Raw genomic sequence first — 13,607 nt, forward strand, 5'->3', positions numbered from 1 at the left:
ATCTAGACTTCTAAAAGTTCTTTTTCTTTCTCTGCGATAATCGCATCGATATTTTTAGTACTCGCATCAGTCAATGCTTGAACGTCTTTTTCTAAGCCACGTAAATCATCTTCTGTAATATCTTTTGATTTTTCTAATTTTTTCAATTCATCAATAGCATCGCGACGAATATTACGGACTGCTATTTTAGCACTTTCACCATTTTTTCCAACTTCTTTAGCTAATTCTTTACGGCGTTCTTCTGTTAATTGTGGAATTACCAAACGAATAACTGTTCCATCATTAGCTGGACTAATCCCAATATCACTAGTTAAAATAGCTTTTTCGATATCACCAATAATTGATTTATCAAATGGCGTAATCATTAAGATTCTTGCTTCTGGAATCGTAATTGATGACATTTGATTTAACGGTGTGGCAACACCATAATAATCAACAGTGATGCGGTCTAATAAACTAGCATTGGCACGACCAGCTCTGATTTGACCAAGGTCACGTTGTAAACTTTCTTCAGTTTTCGTCATTTTTTCTTTTGCATCATTTAAAATCATTGTTTGCATATTATTTCCCCCTTACGGTTGTTCCGATTTGTTCACCTAATACAACACGTTTAATATTTCCTGGTTCATTTATGTTAAAGACAACTAATGGAATATCATTATCCATACTTAAACTACTTGCTGTAGAATCCATGACAGACAAACCTTTTGAAATCACATCTAAATGAGTTAATTCTTCAAATTTAGTTGCTGTTTTATCCAGTTTTGGATCAGCAGAATAAACACCGTCAACGTTATTTTTAGCCATTAAAATAACATCTGCTCCAATTTCAACAGCACGTAATGCAGCAGTAGTATCCGTAGTGAAATATGGATTACCTGTACCACCAGCAAAAATCACGACACGCTCTTTTTCTAAATGACGAATGGCGCGGCGTCTGATATATGGTTCAGCTATTTGACGCATTTCAATCGATGTTTGAACTCGCGTTGGCACACCTAAATTTTCCAAAGTATCTTGTAACGCAAGTGCATTCATAACTGTCGCTAACATACCCATATAGTCCGCTTGAGAACGTTCCATACCCATTTCTGCGCCAATTGTTCCTCTCCAGATATTTCCTCCACCAACAACAATTGAAATTTGTGTCCCTAAACTATGGACTTCTTTAATTTCTTTAACTAGTTCATTTACAATTGCTGGGCTGATGCCAAAACCTTTGTCACCTGCAAGAGCTTCGCCACTTACTTTTAATAAAATTCGTTGATACTTGGGTTTATTCATTTTTGTTTACCTCCGCTTATTACTTAATTTAAAAACACGATGATTCTTATGAATTTTGTCTAAAAAAAAGAACGCATATATCATCTAATAATAATAAATGCGCCCCTCCAATCAAAATCAATCTATTTCATTTGATTTTTAACTTCATCAGCAAAGTTTTCTTCGCGTTTTTCAATTCCTTCTCCAACTTCAAAACGTACAAATCCTTTAACAGTTGCACCTTTAGAGGCAGCATATTTTTCAACTGTCATATCTGGATCTTTAACGAATGGTTGGTCTAGTAAACAAATTTCAGATAAGAATTTGCTCATACGGCCTTCAACCATTTTTTCAACGATGTTAGCTGGTTTGCCTTCGTTAAGTGCTTGTTCAGTTAGAACTTTTTTCTCGTGTTCTAATTCTTCAGCAGATACTTGATCTTTGTTGATGTAACGAGGGTTAATAGCCGCTACGTGCATTGAAATATCTTTAGCAACTGTTTCATCTGTTGTTCCATCAACAACTGTTAATACAGCAATACGTCCACCCATGTGTAAGTATCCGCCGAAAGCAGCGTTATCAGATTTTTCAACAATTTCGAAACGACGGAAGCTAATTTTTTCACCGATAACAGTTGTTGCTTCGATTAAATCAGATTCGATTGTTCCACTTGCAGTTTTAATTTTCATTGCTTCGTCCATGTCAGCTGGTTTATTTTCAGCTACTAATTTAGCGATTTCTTGTACTAAATTTTGGAATTTTTCATTTTTTGCAACAAAGTCTGTTTCAGAGTTAACTTCAACGATTGCTGCAACATTACCATCCACATAAACGTTTGCTAAACCTTCAGCAGCGATACGGTCATTTTTCTTACCAGCTTTGGCCATACCTTTTTCTCTTAACAAATCAATAGCTGATTCAATATTACCTTCAACTTCAACTAACGCGCGTTTAGCGTCCATCATACCAGCGCCTGTACGGTCACGTAATTCTTTTACTAAAGAAGCAGAAATTTTACTCATTATCAATATCCTCCTCAAATTTTAAACACATATTATGGTAGTCATTTTAAACAAAAACTGTCTTAGACAACAAAGTCAGTGGCTACTTTGTTCACCTTGACCCCGCAGCCTAAGACAGCCAATTATTAGTAATTAATTATTATTAAGCGTTTTTGCCTTCAACAACTTCAACGATTTCTTCGATTGAAGGTGCTTCTTCAGAAACTTCTTCCGTTGCAACAAACGTTTCTTCAACGACTTCATCTTCACCTTGACGGCCTTCGATGAATGCGTCTGCCATTTTACCAGAAATTAATTTCACGGCGCGGATAGCGTCATCGTTAGATGGGATTACAACATCGATCTCATCTGGATCACAGTTAGTATCAACCATAGCAACGATTGGAATATTTAATTTTTGAGCTTCTTGAACAGCAATACGTTCTTTACGAGGGTCAACAATAAACATTACGTCTGGAATTCTTGGCATATCAGCGATACCACCTAAGAATTTTTCTAAACGTTCACGTTCTTTGTTTAATCCAGCAACTTCTTTTTTAGGAAGAACATCAAAGATACCTTCTTCTTCCATTCTTGAAATTTCTTTCAAGCGAGCAATACGTTTTTGGATTGTATCCCAGTTAGTTAAAGTTCCACCTAACCAACGGTGGTTAATATAGTATTGACCAGCGCGAGTTGCTTCTTCTTTAATTGCTTCTTGTGCTTGTTTTTTTGTTCCAACAAACAATGCAATGCCGCCATCTTCAGCAACATTTTTCATATAGTTATATGCATCGTCTACTAAACGAACTGTTTTTTGTAAATCGATGATATAAATACCATTTCTTTCAGTGAAGATGTATTTCTTCATTTTTGGGTTCCAACGACGAGTTTGGTGACCAAAATGTACACCAGCTTCTAAAAGTTGTTTCATTGAGATTACTGCCATGTTTTGTTTCCTCCGATTTGGTTTGTATTTTCCTCTTTTGATTCTCAACTTTAACAGGAACTACTAAGCGTAGCACCACCTGATAAATCAAATCAAAATGTGGATTAATGTGTAGTTAGACCACACACCTCAATCATTATACTGTATCTTTTATTTATTTGCAACACGGAACTCTGACTTTTATCAACTTTATACTTTATTGTTATGTCCAAACACTCTTAGCGATAAATTTTTGCTTATTAAAAAAATAGTTATATAATAGTAATTACTTTAGGATGAAAGGAATTTGTTGAATGACTACTTTTTATTGCGTGAGACATGGTAAAACAGAATTTAACCGAGATGAAATTTTTCAAGGAGGTCTAGTTGACTCTCCACTATTGCCCGAAGGAATAGAAGGGGCAACATTAGCAGGTAAAGCGTTAAAGTCGATTTCTTTTGATCAAGTCGTGGTTAGTCCACAAAAACGGGCGCAAGATACGGCTTTAGCCATTATCAATCAACACTCTGAGCCTTTGACTATCAATACTCTTGAACATTTACGAGAAATGACATTTGGTGAATGGGATGGAAAAAAACAAGCAGATTACGAAAACCATCCACAATTTATATCATTAGTGAATGCACCAAATTTATATGATCCATCTGAGTTTGGTGGCGAAACGTATGAAGCTTTAATTGATCGAACAACGAATGTTTTCCGTACCCTAGCGACAGACTATCCCGACGACACAATTTTAGTTGTCGCGCATGGATTAACTCTTTTAGCTAGTTTACATTCATTAACTGGTGGAAAAGTTGCTGATATCAGAAAAAATGGTTTCTTGGATAACACTAGTATTACTGTTATGGAACACAATATAGACACTGATAGCTTTACAATAACTGACTGGAATAATACCAATCATTTAAATTAGTAATACCTTTTCCTCTTTATTCGTGCTAAACTAGCTTAGTTGACTTTTAGACTTAGAAGGGGAAATTTTTATGAGGAAAAAAATCAATTTCATCTTACAACATTTTGATCGACTTGATTGGTCATTATACGCAGTAACATTTGGGACTTTTTGCTTAAGCATTGTATCATTTATTAACTTTAATGCTTCTTTAAAAAGTTTTATTGTACCAATTGGCATGCTGGCTATTTTTACAGGTTTTTTAAGCTTTGTTTTCTTTTACCGAGTATGCACGTTTCTATCTATTACAGATGCTAAATATTTGTACTTGATTCATGCGTTTATTAGTATTAGCCTCGGTTTAAGCATGATTTTCAACTTATTTACCAATATACCTGTTGCCACTTTTTTAATTACATTGTGGCTAATTATCAATACGTTGATTCATTTGGCGATTACACTTTTAGTTGAAAAAAACACACTTAAAAATGGCATAATTGAAAGAGTCCTTTCAGGTGCCTGCTTAATTTTAGCCATTGCTATTAATATTAATGGGTTAACCAAATATATTCACGTACCTATTTTAATTGGCTTTTACCTATTATTGAGTAGTCTAATTTTGCTGATAACTTATATTTTGCCAAATTATAAAAAAATAAAAGACAATACCCTGTCATAAGGATATTGTCTCAGATTGAAGACAAACCAGTTGCTCATAAAGGGTAATTGGTTTGTTTTTTTGTATCTTATCATTATTTTTGATAAAATTCCCAAAATAGATAAAAAAATAGAGCCCTTCAGGTCTCTTAATTTAAGCATTTTTGCTAATTTTTTAATGTTAAGGCATGCGAAAGTGAGCCCAATTTTCATGTGCATTTTTTCTTTCCCAATTAAATTAGTGTAACGTAAGCCATGAAATTCTTTTGCCGTTCCAAATAATCGCTCAATTGTTTGTTTTCGATTATTATATATAGCTTTCATTCCAAGGGAATGACGTATGTCTTCACAACGTTCCATATCATTTTCCCATAAATGTCGTTGAATTAATTTCCTCTTTTCTTTTGACTCAGTACAATAGGCAATCAAAGGGCATTGACTACAATCAGACGTATTACTTTTGTATTCACGATATCCGTCTCTGTTAGTTGTTGTATAGCTTAAAATTTTCACATTAGGGCAGATATATTGATCGTAGTATTCATCGTAAACATAATCATGTTTTTTATAAAATCCTTTTTTGGTCATAGGTCTTTTATATGGAAAAATAGGTGTTAAATTATTTTGAAATAATAAATGGGCTATACCAGGTGTTTTGTATCCAGCGTCCATTACTAATTTATCTAAGGTAAAGTGACTTTGTAATTTATTATAGATATCGATGAATGTCCGACTATCATGTTGATTACCAGGATGAGTTGTATATCCTAAAACCCAACCATTCTTGTCACATGCTACTTGTGCAGCATAAGCAAAAACCTGTTTATGCTCTCCTTTATGGAACCAACCACTCTCATCATCTGTTTTACTAATTTTTTTATGTTTTACCTGATTTTCACTTTCCTCTCTTCTTTTTAAGGGCTTTTTTAATCTTTTTTCTCTATCTATTTCAACTTCTTTTTGTAGTGATTCCACATAAAAAAGAGTTTCTTCAGTAACTTCGTTACTTTCATATTTTTTATTATTTGCATGTGCTTTTATATGAGTACCATCAATAAATACTTCAGAAGTATCCACTAATTCAGCTTCAATACACTGTTCTAATATGCCGTAAAATATTTGTTCAAAGATATCTGTACCACGAAATCTTCTAGAATAATTTTTGCCAAAGGTTGAGAAGTGAGGAACAGCATCTTCGATATCCAAACCTAAAAACCAGCGATAAGCCATGTTAACCTCAACATCTTTAATAGTTTGTCTCATACTTTTTATACCATAAAGATACTGAATCAACGGAAGTTTAATTAATAGAACCGGATCTATACTAGGGCGGCCATTTGATTCATCGTATTTATCTTCAACTAACTTATAAATAAAATTAAAATCTACATATTTATCAATATCTCTTAATAGATGTTCCTTGGGAACTAAATCTTCTAGAGAATAAAAACCAATTTGATTACGTTTGCTCATATCTTGTTTTTTTAGCATGGAAGCAACTCCTTTTCTCTATTTTACCAAGAAAAAAAGACAAAGTATCAAATTTTTGATACTTTGTCTACAGTCTGAGACAATACCCTGTCATAAGGATATTGTCTTTTTTCTTAGTTAAAAAATGGGTTAGTTTGTTTTTCTTTACCAATTGTTGTCGGCTCTCTATGTCCAGGATACACAACCATCTCATCCGGCAAAGTAAATAACTCACGTTGGATACTATCAAGTAGTGTCTGACTATCTCCAAATGGTAAGTCAGTCCTGCCAATACTTCCACTAAACAGAGCATCTCCAGAAACAACAAATTCATCAAAAATAAAACTCACACTACCGGGAGAATGACCTGGTGTTGGGACAACTTTAAACCCTAAATCACCAATTTTATAAGTGTCGTAATCAATAAATTCAAACTCAGCTGGCTGAACAATGATGTCAGGCATGTCATCGTGTTTAAAAAGACCAGAAAAATTTAATTTTGGATCTGTTAACCATTCTTGCTCAATTGGACTAATGTAAACAGGTACATCATATGTTTTGCGTAATTCTTCCACAGCACCAATATGATCATAATGCGCATGCGTGATAAGAATAGCTTTAGGACGAGCATTGATTTTAGCAATCTCTGCTTTAATTTTTTCGGCATCATTGCCTGGGTCAACAATAAGTAATGTATTTCCACCATATATTAAGTAGCAATTTTCTTCGATTTGTCCAGTAATAATTTGTTTTACATGTGTCATTCTATTACCTCCAATAGTCTAATGTCTACATTATAAAGGAAAATTGTATAATAGTAAAAAAGGATGCACTTCTCACAAGTAAACAATGATATCTCTTAGTGATTTTTATGATAAACTAATAGTAACTCTAAAATACAAAAAAGGTGTAAAAAATATGACAACTAAATTAGCTTCCAATAAACGTTTGAACTTTCGCTTTATCTCGTTTGTTATGACAAATGGTATGAATACGTTCCCAATTTTGATTTTATCGCAATTTTTTTTACAGCACAAACGCTTAGAAACCTTTGTTTTACCTTTAATTATGTTTTATTGTTTTAAAACTACCACTCTCTTTTTAATTCGCCTAAAACCAGTTAGCATGCCTTTTTTACTTAAAGCATCATTAACGTTTGGCCTAGTCGGCTGTAGTTTAGGTGTCCTTTCTGACTTGCTAGCTTCATCAAATATGGTACTAATTTTAGCAATTTTTGCTGGGATTTGCTTAGGGATTTGCTCTGGGACACTTATGCCAAGTTACTTTACTATTCAATTTCATGAAAAAACACTTAATAATTTTGGTTCAAGTGCCAAAGATCAAGTACGTTCACTCGCTTATGCCATTGTTTTACTAAGCTTATTAATTACATTTTCTCATCATTCTTTAGTTGCCGCGTTTTTATTTTTGGGCTTAAATTTAGTTGCCTTATCCATTGTATTGACTGCTTATCCTAGCTATCATTTGACAGATGACACGCCATATCCAACTTATTCGTTGATTGAAACACTCTTTTTATTTATCGTTGGCTTCTTCTCCATTTTTATTCTTAAAAGTGCTAAAAAAATTGATATGGGTGACCTTATTTTTCCACTATTAGTTTTTTTAATTTTGATTGCCGCTCTTTATTTACTCTATGTTTTATTTTTAAAAAAAAGACCGGAAATTACCCTTATCATTGACCGGCGTGATTATATTCAAAGGCATGCTGACTAATTATATTTTTGTATTTTGTACATTTTATCAGTTATTATACCGAGGACCTTATGCCTTTTACGCTGTTTATATTGTCTATTTAATCGCAACAATTGTGGCTCCTTTTGTTACTAAATTGATGACTAAAAATTTTCCGAGTTTATCCACTCGGACCTTTTTAATCAGACTATTTATCGTTAGTTTTTTATTATTAGCCAATCATTTTTCATTTTTTGCAGGTGTGTTCTTACTAAGTCTTGCCAGTGCCCAGTTAAACCATCATCTGAATGTCATTAGCTATCACTTACCTATCTTGCCACAAGATTATCGACTCATTGCTAAGTATCGCCTAAATAATATTGGGTCAATATTACAACAAATTATCGTCTTTTTTACACTTTACATGGTAACAATTTGGTTAAACAGCCTGTCGTTTACGCAAATGCTACAAGATTATAGCACTAAAACAGTAAACACCGAGACACTATTTCCACTAGTTGTGACCAATTTGATTCTATTGGGCTTATTTACATTATTCATTCCAATTATTAACCAATCATTCAAAAATCCTCAAGATTTTCATTAAAATAAGACAAGTGCGTAACTGTTAATCTCAATTAGCTACGCACTTGTCTTATTTTTATGCTTTTAATGTTGCTTGACCAACTGCTTGACTTGGTTCAACAGGGCCTAGTGTGTTAACAGTTAACTCTTCATTGCCACTTGTGAAGATAACAATCAAATCATTGTCTTTCTCAGCTGTAGCTAGCGCTTCTAAATCAACAGTTGCTAAAAGAGTGTCACCCGTTACACGATCGCCCTCTTTTACATGAACATCAAATGGTTTCCCATCTAATTCAACTGTATTAATACCCATATGGAGTAGCACTTCAATCCCACTATCCATCTTAATACCGATTGCATGCTTTGTGGGGAAGACATTTAAAATCTCACCAGTTACTGGTGAGTAGACAGCACCTTCAGTTGGAACAACAGCATATCCATCCCCCATCATTTTTTCAGAAAATACTGGATCTTTAACATCAGTAATCGCGATTAATTTACCTTTAGCAACAGCATAGACTTGGTTGTCTACTACAACTTCTGGCTCAGTCGCAGACTCTTTTTTATTTTTTTTGAAAAAATTAAACATTGTTAGATTCACTCCTATAGATTCATTTTAAGTAACTCTTAGTTAAGTTATAACATAATCTGTCAATGTGTACAATTATATATAATTTAATTTTACCACATTTTGATGTATACTTAGCAGTGATTATCATTTGTTAAAAGAAAGGTTGTTATTATGGATTTTTATAATATTCTTAAAGTAGTCATTCTAGGGATTGTTGAAGGCATTACCGAATGGCTACCAATTAGTAGTACTGGTCACCTCATTTTAGTTGATCAATTTATTAAATTAGATGCCTCTCCAGCATTTAAAGAAATGTTCAACGTTGTCATTCAGCTAGGTGCTATTATGGCTGTAGTTGTCCTCTATTTTCAAAAATTAAATCCTTTTGCGTTTAAAAGCAAGACACTCGATGAACGACAAGCAACATGGGTTCTTTGGTTCAAAGTCGTTGTAGCTTGTATTCCAGCAGTGATTGCCGGTCCGCTATTAGATGATTTTCTCGAAGAACATTTCCACAAATTTTTACCGGTTGCATTAATGCTAATTTTATATGGTATTTTATTTATCGTCGTCGAAAACTACAATAAAAATCGACAACCAAAAACGACAACACTTGCTAGCTTATCCTATAAAACGGCATTTATTATCGGTTTATTCCAAGTATTAGCACTGATTCCTGGTACATCACGTTCTGGAGCAACGATTATCGGTGCTATCATCTTTGGTTGTTCACGTTTTGTCGCTGCTGAATTCACATTCTTTTTAGGAATTCCCGTAATGTTTGGTGCCAGTTTATTAAAGATTGGTAAGTTTTTATACCGAGGTAACTCATTTGGTTCCACTGAAATTGTTTTATTAAGCGTAGGTAGTATTGTTGCCTTTGTCGTATCAATCATTGCAATCAAATTCTTAATGGGCTATATTAAAAAACATGATTTTAAAGCCTTTGGTTGGTATCGTATCATTTTAGGTATCATCATTATCATTTACTGGTTAACAACTCTTAATTAACAGTGTTATCTATTCAATGACTAAAAGCAAGACAAACCTTTATTTTAAAAGGCTTGTCTTGCTTTTTTTAATAATTATTTTAATTGATAACGATTATCGTTACCATCTAGATTATAACTATTACAATCTAGTTTTTTTTATGCTATACTCTTTGTAGGAGGGAATACTATGAAAAAAATAACTGCATTACCCTTAAGTATGTGGACAACAATCATCTGTGGTGCCATGATGATTATCGGATTTATCATGCAAAAACAAGGGCTTACAATATATCCATGGATTTTCGTTACCGGTATGATTATTGGTGGCTTTGAACAAACAAAAGAAGGAATTTTAGAAACACTTGAAGATCGTCATTTAAGCGTCGACTTACTGATGGCACTAGCTGCAATTGGTGCTTGCTTAATTCAATACTATTTTGAAGGCATTATGCTAACCTTTATTTTTTCTTTAAGTGGCGCTCTTGAAGAAATGACAACTAACCAAAGTCGAAAAGAAATTGAAAATTTAATCAAAATTCAGCCTGTCAATGCTTTCTTATTACAAGCTTCCGGTGAAACTAAAGAAGTACCTGTTGATAGTTTAAGTATTGGTGATACTGTTTTAGTCCCAAAAGGAACAAATGTTCCTATTGATGGCACAATTAATAGCGATTTCGCAACGATTGATGAAGCAAGTATTACTGGTGAATCAATTCCAGTTGATAAACATATACATGATGATGTTTTTGGAGGAACAATCAACGTTGGGCATGCTTTCCAAATGACTGTTACCAAAGAAGCAAAAGATACTTTATTTAGTAAAATTATTAAATTAGTTGAAGAAGCACAAAATACTCCTTCTAAAACTGCTAGCTTTTTAGATCGGTTTGAAAATGTTTACGTTAAAGCTGTCTTAATCATCGTCCCATTGGTCATTTTCTTATCTTATTTCTTATTAAATTGGACCTTCCAAGAAAGTTTTTATCGTGGCATGGTACTATTAGTTGTTGCATCACCTTGTGCTTTAGTCGCTGCTGCAACACCAGCTACTCTTGCCGCAATTTCAAATGGTGCGAAACACGGTATTTTATTCAAAGGTGGTGTCTTCTTAGAAGCTCTAGCAGATTTACGTGCGATTACTTTTGATAAAACAGGAACCTTGACTAACGGAACTCCAGAAGTTACAGATGATTATTTTGACACAGAAAATCGGGATGACATTATTCAAATGCTGCTGTCTATTGAAACGAGTTCAACACATCCCCTTGCAAATGCTATTACTAGACATTATCGTACTCAGAGCCAATTACTTTCTCATCTAAATGTTGAAGAAATTTCTGGTTCAGGTATGCAAGTTTTAGTTGATGGTAACCTCTGGAAAGTTGGAAAATTAACTTTTGTCACAAACAAAATGGTTAGTGACCTAATTATGACACAAGTTAGCCAATGGCAAGAAGAAGGTAAAACGGTTATTTTCATTTCTAGAGATGATCTTATTGTTGGCTATGTTGCCTTACTTGATGTACCTAAAAGAGATGCCTTTGAAACTATCGAATATTTCAAACAACATGGCATTGAAACAACCATGCTGACTGGTGATAATAAGCAAACCGCTAGTGCAATTGCAGCAACTCTTGCTTTAGACAACGTTCTGTCTGAATGCTTACCAGAAGATAAAACAGATTTTATTAAAAAACAAAAAGAAATGGTTGGAACAAACGTTATGGTTGGTGATGGGATTAATGATGCTCCAGCACTAGTGAATGCCTCTATCGGCATCGCTATGGGTCAAGGAACGGATGTAGCTGTCGATGTCGCCGATATTGTTTTAATGAAGAATTCTTTAGCACGTATCACGTATAGTCATAAGCTAGCCTTAAAATTAAAAAAAATTATCACTCAAAATATTATCTTTGCCTTACTTGTCATTACACTACTAATTATTTCCAACTTTATGGGAACAATTAATTTACCATTAGGTGTTATTGGACATGAAGGGAGTACTATTTTAGTTATTTTGAATGGTTTAAGAATGCTAAAACCACTTAAATAGGTATTTTATGATTTTATTTAACAAACCCTTGATTATTTATTGCAAACTGAGATAGCTTTCTGTATAATGAGAATGTTGAATTATATTTGAACTATTATCAAATATAAACCCTACGTCGGAGGTGAATTTAAAATGCCAAACATTGAATCTGCAATCAAACGTGTTCGCACGAATGAAAAAGCTAATCAAGCAAACTCTGCTAAATTAAGCTCTATGCGTACTGCTATGAGAAAATTTGAAAAAGCAGTTGAGTCTAATGACGAAAATGCAAAAGAGTTACTAGTAGCAGCTACTCGCGAAATCGATATGCTTTCTGCTAAAGGTCTTATCCACACAAATAAAGCTAACCGCGAAAAATCTCGTCTAGCTAAAAAATTAGCAAAATAAGAAAAACTTGATGATACTCAATCCTTTGATTAGTATCCATCAAGTTTTTTTATTTATTTAAGTTCCTAAAATAAATAATTCAAATAATAATTTTTGATCCATAAAACCAGTTTTAAATTTAAAATCATTTTCTACTAATTGATCAAATATATTGCCTAAATCATCGATACTAAATCGCTTGACTTGTTGACAAGCTAGCTTGACTCGATATGGATGAACTTTCAACATATCAACCATATTACTTTGTTGGTAATGGATTGATAATAATAATTTTACTTGAAGGTACAAACGAAATTGACTAATTAAAATCGCATTAATTTTGATTGTCTCCTCACCCTGCTTTAGTAAATCCTCATACAACTGTAAAGCTTCTTCCTGTTTTCCACTCATTACATAGTTAACCATATCAAATATATTATGCTCTAACGATTTGGGTACTAACTCCTTAACTGCAGACATACTTATATCCTTTGTTTCTTGCGCATATAAAAATAGCTTATCTAGTTCATTCATTAATCGCGATAAGTTCATATCACACAGATAACATAAATAATCAAATGTTTTTGGGTGAATCCCAAATCCTTCATTGTTTATATAATCAGCAACATATTTTTTGGTCTCTTTTTCACTTAAAGGCATTGTATTAACAATGATTGCTTCTTTTTTTAATAGCTTCACTGTTTTTTTACGCTCATCAAATTTTTGATATGGGGCAATAAATACGATTACAGATGTTGGGGATGGCTCTTTTAAGTAATTTAGTAAACTATCTGTCTGATGAATTAACTCATTTTTACGTTTTTCTCCGGTAAAAAAATATGGCTGATCAATAATAATTAACTTGTAATCGCCAAAAAATGGCATCATTTCAGCTTCTTCAATTGCTACTGCTAGTTCAGTTTCTTCCATATTAAATCGAATTACGTTAAATGCTTCATCATCTGGTGTTAAAATTGTCTGTTTTAATGTAGTAATAAATTCATCAATTAAAAATGACTCCGTTCCTTGTAGAACATAAATAGGAGCAATCTGTTGTTTTTTTATTTTAGCTAATTCGGTTTGAATTGACACATAATTCCCCCTGACAT

At 33.3% G+C, this 13,607-nt stretch carries 15 protein-coding genes; 7 read left to right on the forward strand and 8 right to left on the reverse strand.

The window, feature by feature from the left end; all coding sequences use genetic code 11:
- Positions 1-2: 2 nt before the first annotated feature.
- The 4 genes from frr to rpsB all read right to left on the reverse strand — a co-directional run bounded on the left by frr (position 3) and on the right by rpsB (position 3,213).
- Positions 3-560 carry a ribosome recycling factor gene (gene frr, locus BW732_RS02510; protein ID WP_077275314.1) on the reverse strand — a complete coding sequence of 186 codons (558 nt, stop codon included), beginning with the start codon at positions 558-560 and terminating at the stop codon, positions 3-5.
- 1 nt (position 561) lies between these two features.
- Positions 562-1,284, reverse strand: a complete 723-nt coding sequence (pyrH, locus tag BW732_RS02515; protein ID WP_077275315.1) for a UMP kinase — start codon at positions 1,282-1,284, stop codon at positions 562-564.
- 122 nt (positions 1,285-1,406) lie between these two features.
- Positions 1,407-2,285 (reverse strand): translation elongation factor Ts, encoded by an 879-nt coding sequence (gene tsf / locus BW732_RS02520; RefSeq protein ID WP_077275316.1) that lies wholly within the window; start codon positions 2,283-2,285, stop codon positions 1,407-1,409.
- 142 nt (positions 2,286-2,427) lie between these two features.
- A complete protein-coding gene (gene rpsB, locus BW732_RS02525) occupies positions 2,428-3,213 on the reverse strand; it encodes a 30S ribosomal protein S2 (RefSeq protein WP_077275317.1) in 786 nt (261 codons plus the stop codon).
- Between the two features lie 293 nt (positions 3,214-3,506).
- On the opposite strand from rpsB, the gene BW732_RS02530 reads away from it, so the two are divergent.
- Together BW732_RS02530 and BW732_RS02535 are read left to right on the forward strand one after the other, a co-directional pair.
- Complete coding sequence (locus tag BW732_RS02530; RefSeq protein ID WP_077275318.1) at positions 3,507-4,130, forward strand: histidine phosphatase family protein; 624 nt, start codon at positions 3,507-3,509, stop codon at positions 4,128-4,130.
- Positions 4,131-4,200: 70 nt separating this feature from the next.
- Positions 4,201-4,788: a hypothetical protein gene (locus BW732_RS02535; protein WP_077275319.1), complete on the forward strand. Its 588-nt coding sequence runs from the start codon at positions 4,201-4,203 to the stop codon at positions 4,786-4,788.
- On the opposite strand, the gene BW732_RS02540 is transcribed toward BW732_RS02535, so the two are convergent.
- Both BW732_RS02540 and BW732_RS02545 read right to left on the reverse strand, forming a co-directional pair.
- Positions 4,755-6,257, reverse strand: a complete 1,503-nt coding sequence (locus tag BW732_RS02540; protein ID WP_228414960.1) for an IS1182 family transposase — start codon at positions 6,255-6,257, stop codon at positions 4,755-4,757. The genes BW732_RS02535 and BW732_RS02540 overlap by 34 nt on opposite strands.
- 113 nt (positions 6,258-6,370) lie before the next feature.
- Positions 6,371-7,000 (reverse strand): MBL fold metallo-hydrolase, encoded by a 630-nt coding sequence (locus BW732_RS02545; protein WP_077275320.1) that lies wholly within the window; start codon positions 6,998-7,000, stop codon positions 6,371-6,373.
- A 154-nt stretch (positions 7,001-7,154) separates the two neighbouring features.
- Here BW732_RS02545 and BW732_RS02550 point away from each other — a divergent pair, with 154 nt between their 5' ends.
- Positions 7,155-7,973: a hypothetical protein gene (locus BW732_RS02550; RefSeq protein ID WP_077275321.1), complete on the forward strand. Its 819-nt coding sequence runs from the start codon at positions 7,155-7,157 to the stop codon at positions 7,971-7,973.
- Positions 7,963-8,538 (forward strand): hypothetical protein, encoded by a 576-nt coding sequence (locus tag BW732_RS02555; RefSeq protein ID WP_077275322.1) that lies wholly within the window; start codon positions 7,963-7,965, stop codon positions 8,536-8,538. The genes BW732_RS02550 and BW732_RS02555 overlap by 11 nt, the downstream gene beginning before the upstream one ends.
- Before the next feature lie 54 nt (positions 8,539-8,592).
- On the opposite strand, the gene BW732_RS02560 is transcribed toward BW732_RS02555, so the two are convergent.
- On the reverse strand, positions 8,593-9,105 hold the full coding sequence (locus BW732_RS02560; RefSeq protein WP_077275323.1) for a PTS sugar transporter subunit IIA: 513 nt from the start codon (positions 9,103-9,105) through the stop codon (positions 8,593-8,595).
- A gap of 153 nt (positions 9,106-9,258) precedes the next feature.
- On the opposite strand from BW732_RS02560, the gene BW732_RS02565 reads away from it, so the two are divergent.
- The 3 genes from BW732_RS02565 (at position 9,259) to rpsT (ending at position 12,519) form a co-directional block, all read left to right on the forward strand.
- On the forward strand, positions 9,259-10,098 hold the full coding sequence (locus BW732_RS02565; protein ID WP_077275324.1) for an undecaprenyl-diphosphate phosphatase: 840 nt from the start codon (positions 9,259-9,261) through the stop codon (positions 10,096-10,098).
- Between the two features lie 168 nt (positions 10,099-10,266).
- On the forward strand, positions 10,267-12,132 hold the full coding sequence (locus tag BW732_RS02570; protein ID WP_077275325.1) for a heavy metal translocating P-type ATPase: 1,866 nt from the start codon (positions 10,267-10,269) through the stop codon (positions 12,130-12,132).
- A gap of 132 nt (positions 12,133-12,264) precedes the next feature.
- Positions 12,265-12,519 (forward strand): 30S ribosomal protein S20, encoded by a 255-nt coding sequence (gene rpsT / locus BW732_RS02575; RefSeq protein ID WP_077275326.1) that lies wholly within the window; start codon positions 12,265-12,267, stop codon positions 12,517-12,519.
- Between the two features lie 57 nt (positions 12,520-12,576).
- On the opposite strand, the gene holA is transcribed toward rpsT, so the two are convergent.
- Positions 12,577-13,590 carry a DNA polymerase III subunit delta gene (holA, locus tag BW732_RS02580; RefSeq protein ID WP_077275327.1) on the reverse strand — a complete coding sequence of 338 codons (1,014 nt, stop codon included), beginning with the start codon at positions 13,588-13,590 and terminating at the stop codon, positions 12,577-12,579.
- Between the last annotated feature and the right edge of the window lie 17 nt (positions 13,591-13,607).

Source organism: Vagococcus penaei, from assembly GCF_001998885.1.
GTDB classification, from domain to species: domain Bacteria; phylum Bacillota; class Bacilli; order Lactobacillales; family Vagococcaceae; genus Vagococcus; species Vagococcus penaei.